This window comes from Sphaerotilus sp. (assembly GCF_013299175.1).
Lineage (GTDB): Bacteria > Pseudomonadota > Gammaproteobacteria > Burkholderiales > Burkholderiaceae_C > Sphaerotilus.
Genome location: NZ_JAAFKF010000006.1, coordinates 35,197 through 57,742, shown reverse-complemented (window position 1 = coordinate 57,742; position 22,546 = coordinate 35,197). Strand labels below are relative to the sequence as shown.

General features: G+C 69.2%; 24 protein-coding genes. 10 read left to right on the top strand and 14 right to left on the bottom strand.

Annotated features, from left to right (window positions below; translation table 11 throughout):
• Genes hisB through hisF form a run of 4 tightly spaced genes read left to right on the top strand, consistent with a single transcriptional unit; the run spans position 1 to position 2,833 of the window.
• Positions 1-606, top strand: a complete 606-nt coding sequence (gene hisB, locus QZW52_RS02250; RefSeq protein WP_293994740.1) for an imidazoleglycerol-phosphate dehydratase HisB — start codon at positions 1-3, stop codon at positions 604-606.
• Complete coding sequence (gene hisH, locus QZW52_RS02245; RefSeq protein WP_293994738.1) at positions 606-1,274, top strand: imidazole glycerol phosphate synthase subunit HisH; 669 nt, start codon at positions 606-608, stop codon at positions 1,272-1,274. Before hisB ends, hisH begins: the two co-directional genes overlap by 1 nt.
• A gap of 13 nt (positions 1,275-1,287) precedes the next feature.
• Complete coding sequence (gene hisA / locus QZW52_RS02240; protein ID WP_293994736.1) at positions 1,288-2,037, top strand: 1-(5-phosphoribosyl)-5-[(5-phosphoribosylamino)methylideneamino]imidazole-4-carboxamide isomerase; 750 nt, start codon at positions 1,288-1,290, stop codon at positions 2,035-2,037.
• Positions 2,038-2,053: 16 nt separating this feature from the next.
• The gene (gene hisF, locus QZW52_RS02235) at positions 2,054-2,833 is read left to right on the top strand and encodes an imidazole glycerol phosphate synthase subunit HisF (RefSeq protein WP_293994733.1); all 780 of its coding nucleotides are present in this window, start codon (positions 2,054-2,056) and stop codon (positions 2,831-2,833) included.
• A gap of 16 nt (positions 2,834-2,849) precedes the next feature.
• Here hisF and QZW52_RS02230 read toward each other — a convergent pair whose 3' ends face one another.
• Genes QZW52_RS02230 through QZW52_RS02220 form a run of 3 tightly spaced genes read right to left on the bottom strand, consistent with a single transcriptional unit; the run spans position 2,850 to position 5,287 of the window.
• Complete coding sequence (locus QZW52_RS02230; RefSeq protein ID WP_293994730.1) at positions 2,850-3,479, bottom strand: HD domain-containing protein; 630 nt, start codon at positions 3,477-3,479, stop codon at positions 2,850-2,852.
• 21 nt (positions 3,480-3,500) lie between these two features.
• Complete coding sequence (locus QZW52_RS02225; RefSeq protein WP_293994727.1) at positions 3,501-4,130, bottom strand: response regulator; 630 nt, start codon at positions 4,128-4,130, stop codon at positions 3,501-3,503.
• On the bottom strand, positions 4,127-5,287 hold the full coding sequence (locus QZW52_RS02220; RefSeq protein WP_293994724.1) for a hybrid sensor histidine kinase/response regulator: 1,161 nt from the start codon (positions 5,285-5,287) through the stop codon (positions 4,127-4,129). The genes QZW52_RS02225 and QZW52_RS02220 overlap by 4 nt, the downstream gene beginning before the upstream one ends.
• Positions 5,288-5,434: 147 nt before the next feature.
• Between QZW52_RS02220 and QZW52_RS02215 the strand changes: the two genes are divergently transcribed.
• Together QZW52_RS02215 and QZW52_RS02210 are read left to right on the top strand one after the other, a co-directional pair.
• A complete protein-coding gene (locus QZW52_RS02215) occupies positions 5,435-5,797 on the top strand; it encodes a response regulator (protein WP_293994722.1) in 363 nt (120 codons plus the stop codon).
• 11 nt (positions 5,798-5,808) lie between these two features.
• Positions 5,809-7,860 carry a chemotaxis protein CheA gene (locus tag QZW52_RS02210; protein ID WP_434738254.1) on the top strand — a complete coding sequence of 684 codons (2,052 nt, stop codon included), beginning with the start codon at positions 5,809-5,811 and terminating at the stop codon, positions 7,858-7,860.
• 8 nt (positions 7,861-7,868) lie between these two features.
• On the opposite strand, the gene QZW52_RS02205 is transcribed toward QZW52_RS02210, so the two are convergent.
• A complete protein-coding gene (locus QZW52_RS02205; RefSeq protein WP_293994719.1) occupies positions 7,869-10,472 on the bottom strand; it encodes an ABC transporter permease in 2,604 nt (867 codons plus the stop codon).
• 97 nt (positions 10,473-10,569) lie between these two features.
• On the opposite strand from QZW52_RS02205, the gene QZW52_RS02200 reads away from it, so the two are divergent.
• Positions 10,570-11,415: a DODA-type extradiol aromatic ring-opening family dioxygenase gene (locus tag QZW52_RS02200; RefSeq protein ID WP_293994717.1), complete on the top strand. Its 846-nt coding sequence runs from the start codon at positions 10,570-10,572 to the stop codon at positions 11,413-11,415.
• Positions 11,416-11,433: 18 nt separating this feature from the next.
• On the opposite strand, the gene QZW52_RS02195 is transcribed toward QZW52_RS02200, so the two are convergent.
• Positions 11,434-12,198, bottom strand: coding sequence for a Nif3-like dinuclear metal center hexameric protein (locus QZW52_RS02195; RefSeq protein WP_293994714.1), 765 nt, complete (start codon positions 12,196-12,198; stop codon positions 11,434-11,436).
• Between the two features lie 11 nt (positions 12,199-12,209).
• Between QZW52_RS02195 and QZW52_RS02190 the strand changes: the two genes are divergently transcribed.
• Positions 12,210-13,382: a S1C family serine protease gene (locus tag QZW52_RS02190; RefSeq protein WP_293994711.1), complete on the top strand. Its 1,173-nt coding sequence runs from the start codon at positions 12,210-12,212 to the stop codon at positions 13,380-13,382.
• A gap of 27 nt (positions 13,383-13,409) precedes the next feature.
• Here QZW52_RS02190 and tatC read toward each other — a convergent pair whose 3' ends face one another.
• Genes tatC through hisI form a run of 6 tightly spaced genes read right to left on the bottom strand, consistent with a single transcriptional unit; the run spans position 13,410 to position 16,147 of the window.
• Positions 13,410-14,189 carry a twin-arginine translocase subunit TatC gene (gene tatC / locus QZW52_RS02185; protein ID WP_293994708.1) on the bottom strand — a complete coding sequence of 260 codons (780 nt, stop codon included), beginning with the start codon at positions 14,187-14,189 and terminating at the stop codon, positions 13,410-13,412.
• A 12-nt stretch (positions 14,190-14,201) separates the two neighbouring features.
• Positions 14,202-14,696: a Sec-independent protein translocase protein TatB gene (gene tatB, locus QZW52_RS02180; protein ID WP_293994706.1), complete on the bottom strand. Its 495-nt coding sequence runs from the start codon at positions 14,694-14,696 to the stop codon at positions 14,202-14,204.
• A gap of 20 nt (positions 14,697-14,716) precedes the next feature.
• On the bottom strand, positions 14,717-14,956 hold the full coding sequence (gene tatA / locus QZW52_RS02175; protein ID WP_293994703.1) for a Sec-independent protein translocase subunit TatA: 240 nt from the start codon (positions 14,954-14,956) through the stop codon (positions 14,717-14,719).
• Positions 14,957-15,011: 55 nt separating this feature from the next.
• A complete protein-coding gene (locus tag QZW52_RS02170) occupies positions 15,012-15,359 on the bottom strand; it encodes a histidine triad nucleotide-binding protein (RefSeq protein WP_293994700.1) in 348 nt (115 codons plus the stop codon).
• 25 nt (positions 15,360-15,384) lie between these two features.
• Complete coding sequence (locus QZW52_RS02165) at positions 15,385-15,726, bottom strand: phosphoribosyl-ATP diphosphatase (protein ID WP_293994697.1); 342 nt, start codon at positions 15,724-15,726, stop codon at positions 15,385-15,387.
• Between the two features lie 10 nt (positions 15,727-15,736).
• Complete coding sequence (gene hisI / locus QZW52_RS02160; RefSeq protein WP_293994693.1) at positions 15,737-16,147, bottom strand: phosphoribosyl-AMP cyclohydrolase; 411 nt, start codon at positions 16,145-16,147, stop codon at positions 15,737-15,739.
• 57 nt (positions 16,148-16,204) lie between these two features.
• Here hisI and pdxA point away from each other — a divergent pair, with 57 nt between their 5' ends.
• Positions 16,205-17,293, top strand: a complete 1,089-nt coding sequence (gene pdxA / locus QZW52_RS02155) for a 4-hydroxythreonine-4-phosphate dehydrogenase PdxA (protein WP_293994691.1) — start codon at positions 16,205-16,207, stop codon at positions 17,291-17,293.
• Here pdxA and ubiA read toward each other — a convergent pair.
• The 3 genes from ubiA to QZW52_RS02140 form a co-directional block, all read right to left on the bottom strand.
• Positions 17,278-18,132 (bottom strand): 4-hydroxybenzoate octaprenyltransferase, encoded by an 855-nt coding sequence (gene ubiA / locus QZW52_RS02150; RefSeq protein WP_293994689.1) that lies wholly within the window; start codon positions 18,130-18,132, stop codon positions 17,278-17,280. The two genes, pdxA and ubiA, sit on opposite strands and share 16 nt — an antisense overlap.
• A gap of 16 nt (positions 18,133-18,148) precedes the next feature.
• Entirely contained in the window at positions 18,149-20,611 is a 2,463-nt protein-coding gene (locus QZW52_RS02145; protein WP_293994687.1) for a putative bifunctional diguanylate cyclase/phosphodiesterase, read from the bottom strand.
• A 93-nt stretch (positions 20,612-20,704) separates the two neighbouring features.
• On the bottom strand, positions 20,705-21,643 hold the full coding sequence (locus QZW52_RS02140; RefSeq protein WP_293994685.1) for a hydrogen peroxide-inducible genes activator: 939 nt from the start codon (positions 21,641-21,643) through the stop codon (positions 20,705-20,707).
• Positions 21,644-21,865: 222 nt separating this feature from the next.
• Between QZW52_RS02140 and QZW52_RS02135 the strand changes: the two genes are divergently transcribed.
• Entirely contained in the window at positions 21,866-22,528 is a 663-nt protein-coding gene (locus QZW52_RS02135; RefSeq protein ID WP_293994683.1) for a c-type cytochrome, read from the top strand.
• The last annotated feature ends 18 nt before the right edge of the window (positions 22,529-22,546 follow it).

Sequence of the window (22,546 nt, the reverse complement as noted above, 5' to 3'; positions counted from 1 at the left end):
ATGAGCACTGACTTCACCCCCCGGATCGCCGAGATCCAGCGCAACACCAACGAGACCAAGATTCGCGTGCGGGTCAACCTCGACGGCACGGGCGTCTCGAAGCTCGCCACCGGCATCGGTTTCTTCGACCACATGCTCGACCAGATCGCCCGCCACGGCCTGATCGACCTGGAAATCGAGGCCGACGGTGACCTGCACATCGACGGCCACCACACGGTGGAAGACGTGGGCATCACGCTGGGCATGGCGGTGGCCAAGGCGGTCGGCGACAAGAAGGGCCTGACGCGCTACGGCCACAGCTACGTGCCGCTGGACGAGGCGCTGTCCCGCGTCGTCATCGATTTTTCCGGGCGTCCGGGGCTGGAAATGGACGTGAAGTTCACCGCCGGCAGCATCGGCGCGCTCGACACGCAGCTCGTCTACGAGTTCTTCCAGGGCTTCGTCAACCACGCGCTGGTCAGCCTGCACATCGACAACCTCAAGGGCCACAACGCCCACCACCAGTGCGAGACGATGTTCAAGGCGTTCGGCCGCGCGGTGCGCATGGCGATCACGCCCGATCCGCGCTCGGCGGGGGTGATTCCCTCGACGAAGGGGTGCCTGTGATGGCCCGGACGGTCGCCGTCGTCGATTACGGCATGGGCAACCTGCGCTCGGTGTCGCAGGCGGTGATGCACGTTGCGCAAGGCTCGGGGCTGGAGGTCGTCGTGACTTCGCAGCCCGACGAGGTGCGCGCCGCGGAGCGTGTCGTGCTGCCGGGGCAGGGCGCCATGCGTGACTGCATGCGCGAGCTGCACGATTCCGGGCTGAAGGACGCTGTGCTCGAAGCCGCCGCGACCAAGCCGCTGATGGGCGTGTGCGTCGGGATGCAGATGCTGCTCGACCACTCGGAGGAGCAGGACACGCCAGGACTCGGCCTGATCCCCGGCCGCGTGAAGCGTTTCCAGTTGGAAGGCCGCCTGCAGCCCGACGGCAGCCGCTACAAGGTGCCGCAGATGGGCTGGAACCGCGTGCGCCAGATCGCGCATGAAGGGCAGGGCGGCACGGTGCATCCGGTCTGGGCCGGTGTGCCGGACGGCGCGTGGTTCTATTTCGTTCACAGCTACTTCACGACGCCCGACGACCCGCGCCACACCGCGGGCGAGACCGATTACGGCGCGCCGTTCACCTGTGCGGTGGCCCGCGACAACATTTTCGCCACCCAGTTTCACCCCGAAAAGAGCGCCGCCCACGGGCTGGCGCTGTACCGCAATTTCCTGGGTTGGAAGCCCTGAAAGCCCTGACACCATGCTGCTGATCCCGGCAATCGACCTCAAAGACGGTCAATGCGTTCGCCTCAAGCAAGGCGACATGAACGACTCCACCACCTTCGGCGCGGACCCTTCGGTGGTCGCCCGCCGCTGGCTCGACGCGGGCGGCCGACGCTTGCACCTGGTGGACCTGAACGGCGCGTTTGCCGGCAAGCCGGTCAACGCCGGGGCGATCCAGTCGATCCTGGCCGAGGTGGACGGCAAGATCCCCGTGCAGCTCGGCGGCGGCATCCGCGACCTCGACACCATCGAGCGTTACCTCGACGCGGGCATCACCTACGTCATCATCGGCACGGCCGCGGTGAAGAACCCCGGCTTCCTGCGTGACGCCTGCACCGCCTTTCCCGGCCACATCATCGTCGGACTCGACGCCAAGGACGGCATGGTCGCCACCGACGGCTGGAGCAAGCTCAGCGGCCACGAGGTCGTCGATCTGGCGAAGAAGTTCGAGGGCTACGGCGTCGAAAGCATCATCTACACCGACATCGGCCGCGACGGCATGCTCACCGGCATCAACATCGACGCCACCGTGAAGCTCGCGCAGGCGCTGACCATTCCCGTGATCGCCTCGGGCGGGCTGTCGAACATCGCCGACATCGAGGCGCTGTGCGCGGTGGAAAAGGAAGGCGTGCAGGGCGTGATCTGCGGCCGTTCGATCTACACCGGCGACCTCGACTTCGCGGCAGGCCAGCGCCTGGCCGACGAACGCAACGGCACCACGGCCTGAGCCGGATCGGAACGCCATGCTCGCCAAACGCATCATCCCCTGCCTCGACGTGACCGGCGGTCGGGTCGTCAAGGGCGTCAACTTCGTCGGCCTGCGCGACGCGGGCGATCCGGTGGACATCGCCGCCCGCTACAACGACCAGGGCGCCGACGAGCTGACCTTCCTCGACATCACCGCCACCAGCGACGGGCGTGACCTGATCCTGCACATCATCGAGGCGGTGGCGTCGCAGGTCTTCATCCCGCTGACGGTGGGCGGCGGCGTGCGCACGGTGGCCGACGTGCGCCGGCTGCTCAACGCGGGCGCGGACAAGGTGAGCTTCAATTCGGCCGCCGTCGCCAACCCGCAGGTGATCCGCGAGGCATCCGACAAGTACGGCGCGCAGTGCATCGTCGTCGCCATCGACGCCAAGAAGCGCGTGGGCGAGGATCTGGTCGCCAAGGGGCCGGGCTGGGATGTCTACACCCACGGCGGGCGCAAGAACATGCACCTCGACGCCGTGGCCTGGGCGCGCCAGATGGCCGAGATGGGCGCCGGCGAGATCCTGCTGACCAGCATGGACCGCGACGGCACCAAGATCGGCTTCGACCTGGCGCTGACGCGGGCGGTGGCGGATGCCGTGTCGGTGCCGGTGATCGCGTCCGGCGGTGTCGGCAATCTGGACCATCTGGCCGACGGCGTGCAGCAGGGCGGGGCGGACGCGGTGCTGGCGGCCAGCATCTTCCACTATGGCGAACACACGGTCGGTGAGGCCAAGGCGCTGATGGCGGCGCGTGGGATTCCGGTTCGCCTCTGATCGCAGCTTGCCGGCGTCAGGCCGCGTCGAGGCCGAGGCCCATGGCGCGGCGCAGGTTGTCGCGGGCCGTGGCTTCCAGCGCGTTGCGGAAATGCGCGGTGCTGTAGAGCGTCGGCCGGTCCAGGAACGATTGCAGGATGGCGCGGCGCTTCGCCCGAAACAGCACGCCCGGCACCCAGGCGTACTCGGCGCGGATCTGCTCCTCGTACTCGGCGAAGCGTGCTGGTGGTGTGCCCAGGATCGACAGGTCGATGTCGATCAGTACCTGTTCGTCGAGTCCTGTGGGCACGGCCGTGTGCCGGGTCGCCATGATCAGTGCGTGAACGCGGTTCGCCACCTCGGCCGGTACACCGTCCTGCAGGCACGCTGACCTGGCCCAGTCGGCGCTCCGGGCTTCGTTGTCGCTGCTGTACAGGTCGTAAACGGCGTCGTGAAACCAGAGCGCCACTTCCACTTCTGCCGCGTGCGTGGGCAGGTGCCGCACGGCGTCGAAGTGTTCGAGGCACTCGGTCAGGTGCTGGCGCGAGTGGTAGTGGCGGTGTGGCTCGTCGTACCGGGCCAGCAGGGTGGTGAAGAGATCGTCGCCTGCGGTGCGTGCCCCGAGTGTTTTCCAGGCGAGTGACCAAGTGCGGTGAAGGTCGAGCATGTCCAGACCTCTGCTTTCCCTTCAGACCAGCTCGTTCCTGATCGCATACACCGTCAGCTCCGAGTTGTTCGTCAGCCCCAGCTTCTCCAGCACCCGCGCCCGGTAGACGCTCACCGTCTTCGGACTCAGCGACAGTTGCTCGGCGATGTCGCTCAGCCGCTTGCCGGAGGCGATCATCGTCAGCGTCTGCAGCTCGCGGTCGGAGAGCTTGTCATGCGCAGCCTCCGGCGCGGGCGTGGTCAGGCTTTCGACCAGCATCTGCGCCATCTCGGCGGTGATGTACTTGCGGCCTTGCGCCACCATCCGCACCGCGGTGACGATCTGCGCCGTGTCACCGCCCTTGTTGACGTAGCCATAGGCGCCGCCGCGCAGTGCGCGCAGCGCGTACTGGTCCTCCGGGTACATGGACACGATCAGCACCCGGATCGGCGAGCCTTCGTCCTTGAGCGCGTGCAGCACGTCCAGTCCGCTGCGGCCTGGCATGTTGATGTCGAGCACCAGCACGTCGCAGGTGGTGGTGCGCAGCAGGGAGCGCAGTTCGCCGTATTCGCCGGCCTCGCCGACGATCTGCATGTCGGGCTGCTCGGCCAGCGTGTCGCGGATGCCGCGGCGGATCAGGGCATGGTCGTCACAGAGAATCACGCGGGTCATAGGGCGCCCCAGGTAGAAGGATCGTGCGGGCTGCTGGTCAGTGGCGGGTCGATGTCGGTGTCACCGGGACGCAAGGCCACATCGCTCAGGTCGAGAGGCACGGAGAGTATCAGGGTCGTCCCCGTCGGTGAGCTGCTCAGGTCCACCCAGCCGCCCACCGTGTCCGCGCGTTCGTGCAAGCCGCGAATTCCGAACGAATGGTCCTTGCCCAGATCGCCATTGGCCAGCCCGCGGCCGTTGTCGCTGATCTCCAGCGACAGCACGCCCGCAGCCACCGTCAGATCGACCTGGACCCGCGTGGCCTGGGCGTGCTTGGAGATGTTGGTGAGCGCCTCCTGGGCCGTGCGGTAGGCCACGAGTGGAATGCCGGGCGACAGGCGCAGGTGGTCGTGGCTGGTGCGGAAGGTGGTGCGCATGTGGGTGCGGCGCTCGAAACGCTGGGTCATCCACTGCAGTGCGGCCACCAGCCCCTGCTCCAGGATGGCCGGGCGCAGGTTGTGCATGATCCGCTGGCTGGCCTCGATGGCGTGGTTGACCGACTCCAGCGCCTGCTGGGCACGCTCGGCCATCGGCCCGTTCGGGGCATGGCGGGCGATCCAGGCCAGGTCGAACTTGACCGCAGTCAGCGAGCCGCCCACATCGTCGTGGACCTCGCGGGCGATGGCGGCGCGCTCCATCTCGATGCTGGTCTGCAGGTGCTGGGCCAGCTCGGACAGGCGCTTGCGCGAGCGGGCCAGCTCCTCGTCGGTGCGCTGGCGGGCACGCTGGCCTTCGCAGACCTCGACCGCGTGCAGCAGCGCCGGCACCAGGCGTGCCAGGTTGATCTTGAGCAGGTAGTCGGATGCGCCGTTGCGCATGGCCTCGACGGCGGTGTCCTCCCCGATCTCTCCCGACACGAGGATGAAGGGCATCAAGGTGTCGCGGTCGCGCAGCAGCTCCAGCGCGACCAGGCCCGAGAAGCCGGGCAGGTTGTAGTCCGAGATGACGGCATCCCAGCTCTGGCCGAGTGCGGCGAGGAAAGCCCCCTCGGTATCGACACGGTGCATGGTGGCTTCGATGCCGCCGCGGCGCAGGTGGACCAGGACCAATTGGTGGTCCATGTCCGAGTCTTCGAGGTGCAGGATGCGCAGGCGGCGCGGTGGAGGCGGGCGGTACATGGGGCGTCTCCTGGAAACTGGCTCGGATTTTGAGGCGTGATCCCGGCACCACTGAACGCCCATACTGAGAAAAATCGAGGCAGTTGACGCATACCCCGTCGTTTGGCGCGTTGGGCGTGCGTCCGGACCCAGCCGGAGTGGTGATTCATGCCCTTGATCCTCGCAGTCGATGACTCCGCCTCCATGCGGCAGATGGTGTCTTTCACGCTCAAGAGTGCCGGCTACCAGGTGGTGGAGGCCGTGGACGGCGCCGATGCCTGGGAAAAAGCTGGGCGGCAATCCTTCGATCTGGTCCTGACCGACCAGAACATGCCGCGCATGGACGGCATCGCGCTGACGCGCAAGCTGCGCGAAACCTCGCAATACCAGGCCACGCCCATCCTCATCCTCACCACCGAATCCGGCGAGGACATGAAGAAGGCCGGGCGCGAGGCCGGGGCAACGGGCTGGCTGGTCAAGCCCTTTGATGCGATCAAGCTGCTCGAAGTCCTGCGCATGGTCATCCGCTGACCGCGCCCGCCATGACCGACTCCACCCCGCAGCACCCGGACCCTGCCGCCCCCCGCGACAGCGGCATGGGACTGGATTTGCAGCAGTTCCACCAGACCTTCTTCGAAGAAGCAGCGGAAAACCTCCAGCGCATGGAGCCGCTGCTGCTGGCGCTGGATCCGGCGGCGGTCGATGACGAGACGCTCAACGCGATCTTCCGTGTGGCCCATTCGATCAAGGGTGGCGCCGCGACCTTCGGTTTCACGGAGGTGGCCGCGCTGTCGCACGAGATGGAGACGCTGCTCGACCGCTTGCGGCGCCACGAGCTGGTGCCGACGGCGCCCATGGTCGATGTGCTGCTGCGTGGTGGCGATGCGCTGTGGGCGCAGCTCTTGTTCCGCCAGGGGCGGGTGCCGCAGACCCCGGCGATCGAGGCCCTGGTCAACGACATCCGCCGTCTGGTCGGTCAGACCGGTGCGCCCCCCGTGGCCGACGTGCGTTCCATTCCCGCGTCCGCGCAGGCGGGCTTGCGCGAGCTGGACGTGCGGATCGGTCCGCTGGAGCACCCGCAGGCGGCCAACCAGCTCCACGAGCTGTTCGACGAGATTCCGGGCCTGGGCGAGCTGCGCCCGCTGGATTTCGGCGAGGCCGTGGACGGGATGCGCCGCTTCAGCGTCACCACGGCGTGTACCGATGCCGAGCTGCTGGACTTGTTCAGCTTCCACGTCGATCGTTCGCTGGTGCGCCTGGAAGCGCTGGGTCCGGGGTATGGCTTCCACGAGGGCAATCCGGGCGCGCCGCTTGCGAGCGCCACGGCGGCCTCCCCATCCCACGCCCCACCACCCGCCACCACGCCGGCCGCCAGCCCCGCCGCACCCCGTGCCGCCAGTGCCGGTGCGGGGGCCTCGGTGGACGCCACGACGCTGCGCGTGTCGGTGGACAAGGTCGATCAGCTCATCAACCTCGTGGGCGAGCTGGTGATCACGCAGGCCATGCTGATCCAGGGCAGCCGCGCGCTCGATCCCGTGGCACACCAGGTGCTGCTGGCCTCCATCGGTCTGGTGGAGCGCAATTCGCGTGATCTCCAGGACGCCGTGATGTCGATCCGCATGATCCCGATGTCGGCGGTGTTCAGCCGCTTCCCGCGCATGGTGCGCGACCTTTCCAGCAAGCTGGGTAAGCAAGTCGAGCTGGTGACGCTCGGCGAGGCGACGGAGCTGGACAAGGGCCTGATCGAGAAGATCACCGACCCGCTGACCCACCTGGTGCGCAACGCCTGTGACCACGGCATCGAGGCGCCCCAGATCCGTACCCAGCATGGCAAGCCGCCGCACGGCACGATCACCCTGTCGGCCTGGCACCAGGGCGGCTCGGTCGTGATCGAGGTGCGTGACGATGGCAAGGGCCTGTCGCGCGAGAAGCTGCTGTCCAAGGCCCGCGAACGCGGCTTGCCTGCGCCGGACACGCTGACCGACGCGCAGGTCTGGAACCTGATCTTCGAGCCGGGCTTCTCCACGGCCGAGGTCGTCACGGACGTGTCCGGCCGCGGCGTCGGCATGGACGTGGTGAAGAAGAACATCACCGGGCTGGGCGGGCGGGTCGAGATCGACTCGGCGCCGGGCTGCGGCATGAGTGTCAAGGTGCGCCTGCCGCTGACCCTGGCGATCATGGACGGCATGAGCATTGCCGTGCGCGACGAGGTCTACATCCTGCCGATGGCGTCGGTGGTCGAGAGCGACCTGATTGAGCCCGACACGATCCGCTCGCTGGGTGGCGGTGGTCGGGTGGCCAAGGTGCGCGACGACTACCTCCCGGTCGTGGACCTGGCCGAGCTGCTGGGCACGCCGCCGGCGCAGGAGGCGGCCACCCTGGCACCGGCCGCGCCCGGCATCGTGGTGATCGTCGAGTCGGAGGGGACGCGCGCGGCCCTGCTGGTGGACGAGCTGGTGGGCCAGCAGCAGGTGGTGGTCAAGAACCTGGAGACCCACTTCCGGCGCGTGCCGGGGGTGTCGGGGGCGACCATCCTCGGCAATGGCCGGGTGGCCTTGATCCTGGACGTGGGCGCGCTGGTCCACCGGAGCTGAACCACGGGTCAGCCCGTGGCCTGCCGCAGCGTCTCGCTCACCGGGCGGCGCAGCACCTCGCGCAAGCTCCACCACCCCGCCCCCAGTGCCAGCAGCGCCCCCAACGCCGCGCCGAACAGCGGCACCCACAGCGGTGGATTCCACTGGAAGTTGAACACCTCCCGCGCCAGCGCCCAGCCCACGGCCAGCGCCGCGACCGAGGCCAGCCACCCCGCCAGTGCCCCCACGCCGAGCAGCTCCGCCCGCTGCACCTGCCGCAGCAGCCTGCTGCCTGCGCCCATCGCCCGCAGCAGCGCGAACTCCCTGGCCCGCGCCTCCCGCGTGGCGCTCACGGCGGCGAACAGCACCAGCAGCCCCGCGCACAGCGTGAAGCCGAACAGGAACTCCACCGCCCGGATCACCTGGTCGAGCACCCGCTGCACCTGTCCGATCTGGGCCGAGACATCGACGTTGGTGATGTTCGGGTAGGCGCGTGCCAGGGCCGCGTCGAAGCCGGGCTGGCTCGGTGCCCGCAGCGCGGCGATGTAGGTGGCCGGCAGGTCGGGCATGGCCGTGCGCGGGAACATCACGAAGAAGTTCACCCGCATCGAACCCCAGTCCACCTTGCGCAGGCTGCTGATGCGGCCCTCGGTCGGTGTGCCCGCGATGTCGAAGCGCAGCCGGTCGCCCAGCTTCAGGCCGAGTGTCTTCGCCAGACCTTCCTCCACGCTCAGGCCATCGGGCTCGTCCGCCTTCCACTGCCCGGCGACCACCTCGTTGTGTCCGGGCAGTGCCGCGCTGTGGCTGAGGTTGAACTCGCGCTCGACCAGCCGCTGCGCGCGCACGTCCGGGTAGCTGGCCGGGCCGACCTCGCGGCCATTCACCGCCACCAGCCGGCCGCGGATCATCGGGTACCAGTCGTAGTGCGCCACGCCGGCGGTTGCCAGCGATTGCCGGAACGCTTCGCCCTGTTCGGGCTGGACGTTGATGACGAAGCGGTTCGGTGCATCGGCAGGCGTGGCAGCGCGCCAGCTGGAGACCAGATCGGTGCGCAGCAGCACCAGCAGCATCAGCGCCATCAGCCCCAGCGCCAGCGCACTGACCTGCAGCACCACCAACCCCGGCCGCGCCCCCAGGCTGCGCGTGGCCAGCGTGAGCCAGCGCGGCGCACCTGCCTCCGGCACCGCCCGCCGCAGCACCTGCACCGCCAGCCACGCCGCCCCGGCGAACACGCCCCAGGCCAGCGCGAAGCCCCCCACGGCGATGGCCCCGAGCCTGGCGTCCTGCGCCACCGCCATCAGCAGCGCCGCATAGCCGGCCAACCCCGCCAGCAACACCCCCAGCGACGCCGCCCGCTGCGCCCCCAGATCGCGCCGGATCACCCGCAGCGGCGGTACCTGCGCCAGTTGCAGCACGGGCGGCAGCCCGAACGCCGCCACCAGCACCATCCCCACCGCCAGCCCGAACACGCCGGGCCACACGCCGGGCGCGGGCAGGTTCGTCTCGACCAGCCCTGCCAGCAGCACGACAAACACCTGGTGGACCACCAGGCCGATCAACACGCCCAGCGCACTCGCCGCCACGCCGACCAGACCCAGCTCCAGCCCGTACACCGCCGCGATGCGCCGCTGCGGCATCCCCAGCACCCGCAGCATCGCGCAGGCGTCCAGGTGCCGCGCCGCAAATCCCCGCGCCGCAATTGCCACCGCCACCGCCGCCAGCAGCGCCGCCAGCACGGCCACCAGTTGCAGGAACTGCCCCGCCCGGTCCAGCGTCTGGCGCATCTCGGGGCGGGCGTTGTCCATCGACTCGACCCGCGTGCCGCGCAGGTGATCGCGCTCGACCGTGGCGTCCACCCAGGCGACGTAGCCGCGCACGGCGGCCTGCGCAGTGGCGCGGCGCTTGGCGTCTGCGGCGACCACGGCGAGCCGCCAGTTCACGCGGCTGGCGGGCTGGATCAGACCCGTGGTGGCGAGGTCGCTTTCGGCCAGCAGCACGCGGGGCGCGAAGCTCATGAACCCGGCATCCCGGTCGGGTTCGACCCGCAGCACCTGGGCGATCCGCAACTGCGCGTCGCCCAGCAGCAGCGTGTCGCCGACCTGCACGGACAGCCCGTCCAGCACGGCCGCATCGACCCAGACCGTGCCTGCTGCCGGCCCGGCGGTCTGTTCGCGCACCGGCCCGGTGGCGCTGTCGCTCACGCCCAGCGTGCCGCGCAGCGGATAGCCCGCCGAGACCGCCTTGACGGACACCAGCTTCGATGCACCGCCACGCGCGTCCGGCGCGCGGGCCATGCTCGGAAAACGCACATTGCGGGCGGTTTTCAGCCCCATCTCGCGGGCTGTGGACTCGAAGCTGGCGGGCAGCGGCTGGTCGCTGGCGACGACTGCATCCCCGCCCAGCAGCGTCAGCGCATCCCGTGCAAGGCCCGCCTGCAGCCGGTCGGCGAAGAACCCCACCGCGCAGATGGCAGCCACCGCCAGTGCCACCGCCACCAGCATCAGCCGCAGCTCGCCAGCCCGGAAGTCGCGCAGCAACTGCCGCCAAGCCAGCCGCAGCACGGAGGGCGGGGTGTTGGTGCTGGTCTGGGCAGCGGAAGGCAAGGGCGGTGCAGCAGCGGAATCGGTGTTCATGCCGCCAAGGTACACCAGCCCGCACCATCGGACCGAACGCTGTGTGCAAAGGCACAGAATGGCGGTGTCCGATCGCGGTGCTTCAATCGAGTCCACCATGCACACACACCCTTCGTCCTTGCCCCCGCTCTACCTGTCGCACGGCTCGCCGATGATCGCCATCGAGACCTCGCCGGCTTCGCAGTTCCTCGACCGCCTCGGTGCGGCGATCGACCGCACTTTCGGCCGTCCTCGGGCGGTGGTGGTGGTTTCGCCGCATTCGGCGACGCGCCAGCCGATGGTGCTGGCCGGCGCGCAGCACGGGGCGATCCACGACTTCGGCGGCTTCCCGGCGGAGCTGTATGCCCAACGCTACGACGTGCGCGGCGATCCGGTGCTGGCGCATGACGTGTCGCGTCGGCTGGGCGTGGCGGGCATCCCGACCCAGGCGGTGGACGCCAGTGGTCTGGACCACGGCATCTGGACGGTGATGAAGCGTGCCTGGCCGGGTGCCGAGGTGCCGGTCGTGCCGCTGACGCTGGTGCCGACGTGGACGCCCGCGCAGCTCTGGGCGGCGGGCCGCGCACTGGCGGCGCTGGCCGAGGACGGCGTGCTCCTCATCGGCAGCGGCGCGATGACGCACAACCTGCGGCGCTTCTTCGGCCCGCGCTCGGTGCCGGAGGGCCAGATCGAGCCGGACGTGGTGGCGTTCCAGGACTGGGTCCACGCCCGCGGCACGGCGCGCGACTGGCCCGCGCTGCTCGACTACCGCAAGCAGGCCCCCGGCGCCGCGCTGCAACACCCGACGGACGAACACTGGCTGCCGTTCTACATCGCCGCGGGCGCCGGCGGCGAAGCGTCGCCGGCCGTGGGCATCCACCGCAGCGTCGATGCCGGGGTGCTGGCGATGGACAGCTTCGCGTTCGGGCCGCAGGCGGGTGCGCTGGCCGCCGCGCTGGCCTGAGCCGGGCGCCCGGCGCGTTCAGCCGGGGTTGTCGATGTCGATGAACTGGTGCGCGATGCCGAAGTGCGCGGCCAAGTGTGCGCCCACGGCCTGCACGCCGTAACGCTCGGTGGCGTGGTGCCCGCAGGCCATGAACGCCACGCCCGTTTCGCGGGCGATGTGGGCCTGGGGTTCGGAAATCTCGCCGGTCAGGTAGACATCGGCCCCCGTTGCGATCGCCGATTCGAACCAGCCCTGCGCGCCGCCGGTACACCACGCGACGCGCCGCACCACCCGCCCATCGCCCGCGGCCACCACGGGTGCGCGGCCCAGCCGGTGGCCGATGCGGGCCGCGAGGGCCTCCAGCGTGCAGGCACCATCGACCGGCCGGCCAATCACGCCAAGCGCCTTGTCACCGAAGGTGCCGTCCGTTGCCAGCCCGAGCTGCAAGCCGAGCTGCGCGTTGTTGCCCAGCGTTGGGTGGGCGTCCAGCGGCAGGTGGTAGGCGTAGAGGTTGATGTCGTGGCGCAGGAGGGTGGCCAGCCGCTGCTTCATCCAGCCGGTGACGCGGCCGTCCTGCCCGCGCCAGAACAGTCCGTGGTGGACGAGAATGGCATCGGCGCCTGCAGCGGCGGCGGCCTCGATCAGCGCCAAGCTCGCCGTGACGCCGCTGACGAGGCGGCGCACCTCGGCGCGGCCCTCCACTTGTAACCCGTTGGGACCATAATCGGCGAACCGGGCCACCTCCAGACACTGCTCCAGATGGTCGGCCAACCCGGTTCGGTGTGCCACGTTTTCAGTCATCTTCGATCTCCATGCGCAGGCTCTGGCTCGTATTCTCTCAAGCGGTCACGGTCGCCCTGGCCGTGGTGTTCGTGCTGGCCACGCTCAAGCCGCAGTGGATCGGCGCGCCAGTCGGTGGTCCGCCCGTGCAGTTGAGCATTGCGCAGGCACCCCCTTCCGGCGCCAGCGGGGCCTCCACACCGCCCAGCCCGGGCAGTTTTGCCCCTGCGGCACGGCGGGCCTCGCCATCGGTGGTCAGCGTGGTCACCAGCGCGGCCGTGGACCCCAAGCGCAAGCCCAACCCGGCCGAGCCGTGGTTCCACCGCTACTTCGGCGACCAGGAGGGACCGACCAGCGGCACCGGTTCGGCCGTGATCGTCTCGCCCGACGGCTACCTGCTCACCAACAACCATGTCGTCGAGAACGCCGGCCAGATCGAGATCGGGCTGGCGGATGGCCGGCGCGTGGCGGCCAAGGTGATCGGCACCGATCCGGACAGCGACCTCGCGGTGCTGAAGGTGGCGCTCAAGGGCTTGCCGGCGATCACCTTCGGGGATGCGGATGGCCTGCAGGTGGGCGATGTCGTGCTGGCGATCGGCAACCCGTTCAACGTGGGGCAGACGGTCACGTCGGGCATTGTCAGCGCCGTCGGCCGCACCGGGCTGGGGCTGAACACCTTCGAGAATTTCATCCAGACCGATGCCGCCATCAACCCCGGCAACTCGGGCGGCGCGCTGGTCGATGCCACGGGGCAGTTGCTGGGCATCAACACGGCGATCTATTCCCGCTCGGGCGGCAGCATGGGCATCGGCTTCGCGATCCCCGTGTCCACGGCGCGGCAGGTGATGGAAGGGCTGATCACCGAGGGCGTCGTCACCCGCGGCTGGATCGGCGTGCAGCCCAGCGACCTGACCCCCGACATGGCCGAGTCCTTCAAGCTGAAGGTGGACCACGGCGTGCTGATCACGGGGGTGCTGCAGGATGGGCCGGCCAGTGCAGCCGGGATGCAGCCGGGCGATGTCGTGCTGAAGGTGGGCCGGTCGGCGGTGGCCAATACCGCGCAGTTGCTCAACGCCGTGGCGGCGCTCAAGCCGCTGTCGTCGGTGGTGATCACGGTGCAGCGTGGCGAGCAGGCGGTGGACCTGACCGTGAAGGTCGCTCAGCGCCCGAAGGCCAAGGTCGCGGGCCGCAAGTCGGCCGAGTAGCCAACCGAATCGCCGCCGCGCGGCCCGTCAGTCGGTCGATTCCGGCTCCACCGCCGGCGCCTGGGTGTGCTTCAGGAAGAACTGCGACGCCACGATGCCCACTTCGTACAGCAGGCCCATCGGCAGCAGCAGCGCGACCATCGACACGGCATCCGGTGGCGTCACCAGCCCGGCGGCAGCCGCAGCGGCCACCCAGAAGTAACGCCGGAACTCGCGCAACTGGTCCACCGTGAGCACGCCCAGCCGTGTCAGCACGACCACCGCCACCGGCACCTCGAACGCCACCCCGAAGGCGATGAACATGGTGATCACGAAGTCGAGGTACGCCTCGATGTCCGGACTCACCGCCACCGAGGCGGGCGCCATCGACTGGATGGCCGGGAACGCCTGTCCGAAGACGAAGAAATAGCAGAACGACACGCCCAGGTAGAACAGCACCGTGCTGCTCGTCACCAGCGGCAGCACCAGACGGCGCTCGTGCTTGTACAACCCCGGCGCGACGAACGCCCAGATCTGGTACAGCACCCACGGCAGGGCCGCCCCGAACGCCACCAGCAGCGTCACCTTGATCGGGATCAGGAAGGGCGAGACGACGCCGACGGCGATCATCTTGGAACCCGCCGGCAGCGCCTTGACCAGCGGCAGCGCCAGCAGGTCGTACATCCGCGACGGGCCGGGAAACAGGCACAGCAGCGCGAAGATCGCGCCGACGCCGTAGACGGTCCTGAGCAGGCGGTCGCGCAGCTCGATCAGGTGGCTCACGAAAGGCGCTTCGGTGCCTTCCAGTTCATCGGTCGGAGTGGGCATGGAACCAGGGGATCAGAGCGAACGCGTCGGGCGCGCAGGGCGGAAACGTGCCACCCGGGCGGCGCCCGACTGCACATGGCGGCGCACGTTCTCGCTTTTCTTGTACCACTGGGGCACGGCGGAACGCTTGAGGCGCCAGTTCTTCTTCGGCGGCTTGTGGGGGGCCGGGGCCGGCGTGCTGTCCCAGTTGTACGGCTCGTAGGTCGGGGTGTCGCCATCGACGTGCTGGCCCAGGGCCGCATTGACATCGCGCGTGGCGTCGTTCAACCCGCCGGACACCGACTGGCCGACATCGCGCGCGGCGGTCTCGAACTGCTCGCGGACCTTGGTCAGTTCCTCCAGCTCGATCGAGCGGTTGACCTCGGCCTTCACGTCGGCGACATAGCGTTGCGCCCGGCCGATCAGCGTGCCGGCCATGCGTGCCACGCGGGGCAGCCGCTCCGGGCCGATCACGACCAGCGCAATGCCCGCCACGAGCATCATCTTGGAAATGCCGATGTCAAGCATGGGTCAGGTGCCGTGCTGCATCACTGCTTGGTCTTGACTTCGACGTCGATGGTCTGGCTGTCCAGGCGCTTCTCGGCGGCGACCTGGGCGGCCGGCGCGGCAGCGGCGGTCTCGGCGGCCTTGTCACCGTCCTTCACGCCGTCCTTGAAGCCCTTGACGGCCGAGCCGAGATCGGAGCCGAGGTTCTTGAGCTTCTTGGTGCCGAAGACCAGCACGATGATGACGAGGAAGATGATCAGGTGGGTGGTGGACAGGCCCATGGCGGTGCTCCGGTGCGGGTAGGTGATGCTGGGAAATTCAGCGAAGAATTCTAGGTCAGCCGTGTTTCCAGGGCCGGGGTCCGCCCATCACATGCAGGTGCAGGTGGTAGACCTCCTGGCCGCCGTCCGGGCCGGTATTGATCACCGTGCGAAACCCGTTGGTCGCCCCTTGCTCGACGGCCAGCCGCGGGGCCAGCGTCATCATGCGGCCCAGCAGCGCCTCGTGCTCGGCGGTCACGTCACCGAGTCCGGCGATGTGCTGGCGCGGGATGACCAGCAGGTGGACGGGCGCGGCCGGGTGGATGTCCTTGAACGCGATCAGCTCGTCGTCCTCGTAGACCTTCCGGGCGGGGATCTCGCCGGCGGCGATGCGGCAGAACAGGCAGTTCGGGTCGTGGCTCATGGGACAGCAGCGGTGCAGGGGGTGGTCAATTCTGGGGTCGGCTGGCGAACTCGGCCAGCCCGGACAAGCCTTCGCGGCGCTCCAGCTCGGCGATCACGTCGGCGGGGGTCAGGCCGAACTGCGCGAGCGCCACGAGGCTGTGGAACCAGAGGTCGGCGACTTCGTAGACGATTTTCTGCGCGTCGCCATCCTTGGCGGCGATCACCACTTCGGTGGCCTCTTCGCCGATTTTCTTGAGGATGGCGTCGGTGCCCTTGTGGAACAGGCGGGCGACGTAGCTCTTGTCGGGATCGCCGCCGCGGCGTGCGGCGATGACCTCGGCGAGGCGGGCCAGGCTGTCCTGGGAGGTCGGGTGCGTCGTCGTCATGGGGTCGTCGTCACGGCTTGGCGTAGATGGTGTGGGGATCCTTGAGCACCGGCTCGACCGGCTGCCACGCGGGCTGTCCGTCCGCACCCGGCAGCAGGCGCTCGTAGAAGCAGGAATGGCGCCCGGTGTGGCAGGCGATGCCGGGTGCGTGGCCGTGCTGCGTGACCTTCAGCAGCACGACATCCTGGTCGCAGTCGATCCGGATCTCATGCACCTGCTGCACATGGCCCGACTCTTCACCCTTGTGCCAGAGGCGCTTGCGCGAGCGGCTCCAGTAGACGGCTTCCCCGCGTTCGGCGGTCAACGCCAGCGCCTCGCGGTTCATCCACGCGAACATCAGCACGTCGTGCGTGCCCGCTTCCTGCGCGATCACGGGCACCAGGCCCTCGGCAGTCCATGCAATCTTGTCCAACCAGTTCATGCGGGGGAGTGTAGCAACCGGGCATGGCCGGCCTGCCCCTTCCGTGACAATCTCCCCATGGCACACCTTGACCCTGTTCAATCTCTCCCGGCTGGCGCTGTGCTGGCCCCGGTGGTGATCACGCTCGGCGACGCGCTGGGCATCGGCCCGGAAATCACCGTCCGCGCTTTCCTCGGTGGCCGCACCGGCCCGCCGGGGCAGACGCTGGTGATCGGCGAGCCGGCGGTGCTGCGGCGGGCGGCGGCGGTGTGGCGGCAACGGGCGGATGTGCCAGAGCTGCCGATCGCCGTGATCGAGACGGTGGCGGATCTGACCGAGGTGCCGCCGGGCGCGCTGCCGGTGCTGTTGCCAAGCTGGCGCTGTCCGGAGCTGGGGCAGGCGCCTTGGGGCACGGTGGATGCCCGCTGCGGTCGGCTCGCGGCGGCCTGCATCCGCGACGCGGTGGCGCTGGCCAGCCGGGGCGCGGTGTCGGCGATCGTCACGGCGCCGATCCACAAGGAGGCGCTGTCCGCCGCGGGCGAGCCGTATCCCGGCCACACCGAGATGCTCGCCGCCGAGAGCGCGGTCCACGGGCAGCCGGCCGATGTGCGGATGATGCTGGCCAACGAGGAGCTGAAGACCGTGCTGGTGACGGTGCATTGTTCGCTGCGGGAGGCCATCGATCGGGTGACGTTCGATGCCGTGCTGTCCACGCTGCGCATCGCCCACGCGGGTGCGGCACGCTGGGGACAGCCGACGCCACGCATCGCGGTGGCCGGGCTGAATCCGCACGCGGGGGAGGGTGGCTTGTTCGGCCGCGAGGAGATCGAGACCATCGCGCCGGCCATCGCGGCGGCCCGCGCGGAGGGCATCGACGCCCGCGGCCCGTTCGCTCCGGACACCGTGTTCATGCGGGCGCGGACGGGCGCGTTCGACGTGGTGCTGGCGATGTACCACGACCAGGGGCTGATCCCGGTGAAGTACCTCGGGGTGGAGCAGGGCGTCAACGTCACGCTGGGCCTGCCCTTCGTGCGCACCAGCCCGGACCATGGGACCGCCTTCGACGTGGCCGGGCGTGGCGTGGCGGATGCGTCGAGTCTGGTGGCGGCGCTGGCGATGGCGCGGCGGCTGGCGGGCGAGGTGTCCGCCGGTCAGCGCAGCGCGTAGTCGAGCACCACGCCCGCGAAGACCGCCGCGCCCAGCCAGTGGTTTTCGCGGAAGGCGCGGAAGCAGCCAGTGCGCGTGCGGTCGCGGATCAGCGTCCAGTGCCACAGCGCCTGCGCGGCGGCGACAGCGATCCCGACCAGGAACACCGCGCCCAGTCCGGCCCGCACACCCAACCACGCCCAGACCGCCAGATAGACGGCATAGAACCCCATGATCGCTGCCACATCCCAGCGGCCCAGCGTGATGGCTGATGTCTTCATGCCGATCTTGAGATCGTCGTCGCGGTCCACCATCGCGTACTCGGTGTCGTAGGCCAGCACCCAGAACAGGTTGCCCGCCAGCAGCGCCCAGGCCAGCGGCGGCACCTCCGCACGCGCTGCGGCGAAGGCCATCGGAATGCCGAAGCTGAACGCCACGCCCAGCACGGCTTGCGGCATCGAGACGAAGCGTTTGGCATACGGATACACCAGCGTCACCGCCAGTGCGCCGAACGACAGTCCGATGGTCAGCGCATTCGTGGTCAGCACCAGCGCGAAGGCCACCAGCGCCAGGGCCGCACCGAGCAGCAGCGCCTCTTTCACCGAGATGGCGCCGCTGGTCACGGGTCGGGCGGCGGTGCGCTGGACGTGGCGGTCGAAGTCGCGGTCGGCCACGTCGTTGATGCAGCAGCCGGCGCTGCGCATGAGGAGGGTGCCCAGCGTGAACACCGCCAGCAGGTGCCACCCCGGACAACCGCCTGCCGCCAGCCACAGCGCCGCCAGCGTCGGCCACAGCAGCAGCAGCCAGCCGGCCGGGCGATTCCAGCGGATCAGGTCGAGGCAGAGAGCGAGCTTGTTCATGCCCGCGATTGTCGCGTCAGAGCATGGTTTCGGGCAGCGAGGGCATCAGTTCGGCGGCGCGCGTGTCTTCCAGCTCCAGTTCCCGCGGGCGCTGCGGCCGGTCGCGCTCGCGCCACTTGAGCACGAACTCCAGCACCTGGTCGGCCGGCATCGGACGCGAGGCGAAGTAGCCCTGCACCATGTTGCAGCCCTCGGCTTCGAGCACGTTGACCTGCAGCGGCTCCTCCACGCCCTCGGCCACCGTGGACATGCGCAGCGACTTGGCCAGCGCCAGGATGTTGCGCACGATCGAGCGTGCATCGCGGCTGGTGAGCAATTCGCGCACGAAGGCGCGGTCGATCTTGAGCGTGTCGAAAGGGAAGCGGCGCAGGTAGGCCAGCGAGGAGTAGCCGGTGCCGAAGTCGTCCAGCGCGATCTGCACGCCCAGCCGGCGCAGCGCGTGCAGCCGCTCCACCGTGCCGCGGTTGTCGTTGATGAAGACCGACTCGGTGATCTCCAGCTCCAGCCGACCGGGTGCCAGTCCGCTGGTCCGCAGGGCGCGCTGCACCGCTTCGGGCAGGTTCTGTGCCATCACCTGCACCGGCGAGATGTTGACCGCCACCTGCAGCGGGTCGGGCCAGCGTGCGGCCTGGCAGCAGGCTTCCGTCAGCGCCCACTCGCCCATCGGCAGGATCAGGCCGCTCTCCTCGGCCACCGGGATGAACTCGACCGGCGGGATCGCGCCGTGCTCCGGGTGGTTCCAGCGCAGCAGGGCCTCGAAGCCGATGACCTCCCACCCATCCAGGCTGACCTTGGGCTGGTAGTGCAGCGAGAGCTGGTTCTTCTCCATCGCTTCGCGCAGATCCCGTTCCAGCACCAGCCGGCGGCGGATCTGCTCGCCCAGCCGGGCGACGAAGAAGCGCATCGAACCGGTGGCATGCGCCTTGGCGTCGTAGAGCGCCAGGTCGCCGTTCTGCATCATCTCGTCCACGGTGGTGCCGTCCTGCGGGAAGCGGGCGATGCCGATGCTCACCCGCACCGGCACGGCCGCGCCCATCACCTCGCAGGCCGGGCGCATGGCGTCCACGATGCGCTGGGCGGTGGTGCCGATCTCGGCCTCTTCTCGCACCGAGCGCAACAGCACCGCGAACTCGTCCCCCCCGAGCCGGGCGACGACGTTGCTGCGCCCGACCGCTTCCTTGATGCGGCGGGAAACCTCCACCAGCAGCGCGTCGCCGGTGGCGTGGCCGAGGGTGTCGTTGACGTTCTTGAAGCCATCCAGGTCCAGGCACATCACGGCGCCCTGGCTGAGCCGGGTGCGGCTGGTCTGCAGCGCGCTTTCGAGCAGCACGCGGAAATGCGCCCGGTTGGTCAGTCCGGTCAGCGTGTCGTAGTGCGCCAGCCAGGCCAGGCGGCGATCGGCGATGCGCGCCTGCGTGACATCGCGGGCCACGCCGCGCCAGCCGATCGCGCTGCCGCGCTCGTCCACCAGCGGCTTGGCGGTCATCGACCACCAGCGTTGCTTGCCCTGGATGACCATGGGCAGCAGCACGTCGCGGAAGGGATGGCCCTGGGTCAGCCGGTCGTGCAGGGTGTTGGCGGATTCGCGGTCGGTCTCGCTGAGCTTTTTCTGCAGATCGGCCAGCAGCGCGAGCAGCGAGTGGTCGTTGAGGTCTTCCACCGTCAATCCCAGCGCGCCCGCGAATTGCTTGGAGACATGCTGAAGACGGCCGGTCGAGTCGATTTCCCAGAGCACGTCGCTGCCTTGCTCCTCGAAGTCGCGCAGCAGCAGGCCGATGAGCTGGTTCTGGTGCTCGGCCTTGACTTCGGCGCTGACGCGGGCCTGCAGGTTGCGCTGCACGCTGCGCGAGGCGCCGATCGCCAGCCCCGTCAGCACGACCCACTGCACCACCCCGTAGGTCTGCAGCCCCGAACCCCAGCCGAGGTAGGACAGCAGCGTGCCCAGGCTCAGCGCCCCCGTGAAGGCGAGCATCGCCCGCGGCAGCGACAGCAGCGTGAAGGCCCCGGCGCTGAGCATGGCCACCATCGACAGACCGATGGTGAGCTGGTGGGCTGGCTGGGCGTCGAAGACGAGCGTGCCCGGCGCCAGGCCCCAGGTGGCGCCGATGAGGGCGGCGTGCAGGTCGTAGGTGGTGATGCGCCGCGCGGAGATGGCCGAGGCGCGGTGCCGGCGGTGCTGGTACCAGAACTGCAGTTGCGCCAGCGTCAGGGCAACGATGGCGGTGAGCCAGACCAGCAGCAGGGCCTGCGGGATCTGCGGCGACGCGGTGAAGGCCAGCAGCAGGGCGTTCAGCAGCGACATGCCGGCCATGTAGGGCAGCGTGCGCAGGACAGCGGCGTGCTGGCGCAGCCGCACGCGGGCCTCGACGGCCGCCTCGGACGACTGGACCGAGTTCCGCCGATCGATGCGACGGCGTTCCGCTTCGCGGCGCCGGGGCGACATCGACGAGGGACGGCTCGTTTTCGGAGAAGAGGGCATCGGGAAACTCGCAACCGGACATGTCGGACCATGTCCCCGTTGCTGGTTTCGGCAGCCTGGCGTGAAGCTTGAGCCGGCCGGCAGCGCGGGCGCTCAGTCGCTCAAGCGGCGAACCCCTGGCAGCGCACACGCGTAGACCGCGTTGCGCAGCGCCGCGATGGCCTCGTAGCGTGTGAACGAGCGCCGCCAGGCCAGGACGACCCGCCGCGTCGGCACCGGATCGCTGAACGGCACGTAGCGCAGCAGCGCGGGGTTGTCCGGCGCGTCATGCCCGACCGGCACCGACAACTGCGGCACCACCGTGATGCCCATGCCCGAGGCCACCATGTGCTTGATCGTCTCCAGCGACGAGCCTTCGAAGCTCTTGCGGATGCCCTCGGTGTCGCTGGAGAAGCGGGCGAATTCGGGGCACACCTCCAGCACATGGTCGCGGAAGCAGTGGCCGGTGCCCAGCAGGAGCATGGTCTGCTGCTTCAGTTCGGCCGATGAAATCGAGGCCCGCCCGGCCAGCGGGTGATCGCGCGGCACGGCCACCATGAACGGCTCGTCGTAGAGCGGGGCGATCGCCAGCCCGGTGTCGGGGAAGGGTTCGGCCAGGATGGTGCAGTCGAGTTCACCGGTGCGCAGCATCTCCAGCAGGCGCACGGTGAAGTTCTCCTGCAGCATCAGCGGCATCTGCGGGACGTGCGCGATGGCGTTGCGCACGAGATCGGGCAGCAGGTAGGGACCGATCGTGTAGATCACGCCCAGCCGCAGCGGCCCGGCCAGCGGGTCTTGGCCGCGGCGGGCGATTTCCTTGATCGATGCGGCGCTCTCCAGCGTGGCCTGCGCCTGCCGGACGATCTCCTCGCCCAGCGGCGTGACGCTCACCTCGCTGCCACCGCGCTCGAACAGCTTGACCTCCAGCTCCTCCTCCAGCTTCTTGATCGCCACCGACAGCGTGGGCTGCGAGACGAAGCAGGCTTCTGCTGCCCGCCCGAAATGTCGCTCGCGGGCGACGGCCACGATGTAACGCAGTTCGGTGAGGGTCATGGCTGGTCCCGGCTCGCGGCAATGGCACCGCACGCCGGGATTGTGCTCAAAACGGGAGACGGTGTCATGGCACTGCGTCGGCCGTGCCGTGCCGGCAGGGGGCTGGAAATGTGGTGTCAGGGCATCGGCTGGTTTTCTGCCGTCCTGAAAACCGGCTGGAAGTCAGGGACGCGTATCTATAATTCGCGGCGTTTTTGCTTGATCGTCATCTAACACCACTCTATGAGCAAACAGACCATTGCCACGGCCGCCCTCGCACTCGCACTTGCCGCCGGTGTGTCTTGCGTGCGTGCTCAGGACAACCCGGCCGGAGACGCAGCCAACGGCCAGAAGAAGGCCGCGATGTGCATCGGCTGCCACGGCATTCCGGGCTACCGCGCCAGCTTCCCCGAAATCCACCAGGTGCCCATGATCTCGGGCCAGGGTGCCAAGTACATCGCCTCGGCGCTGACCGCCTACAAGAAGGGCGAGCGCAAGCACCCGACGATGCGCGGCATTGCCGGCTCGCTGTCGGACCAGGACATCGCCGACGTGGCCGCCTTCTACGCCAGCCACCAGCGGCCGACCGCTGCCGCTGCTGCGCCTGCGCCGAGTGCGGCCGTGGCCGAGCTGCTCAAGAAGGGCAACTGCGCGTCCTGCCACGGCGAGGGCCTGAACAAGCCGATCGATGCCAGCTACCCCAAGCTGGCCGGCCAGCACGCCGACTACCTGTACGTGGCGCTCAAGTCCTACAAGACCGAGAACAACCCCAACGTCGGCCGCGGCAACGCGATCATGGGCGGCATGGCCAAGCCGTTCACCAATGCCGAACTGAAGTCGCTGGCCGACTACATCGGCTCGCTGCCGAGCGACCTGCAGGTCGTCCCGAACGCCAAGTTCCGCTGAGCGTTCCCGGTCTGACCC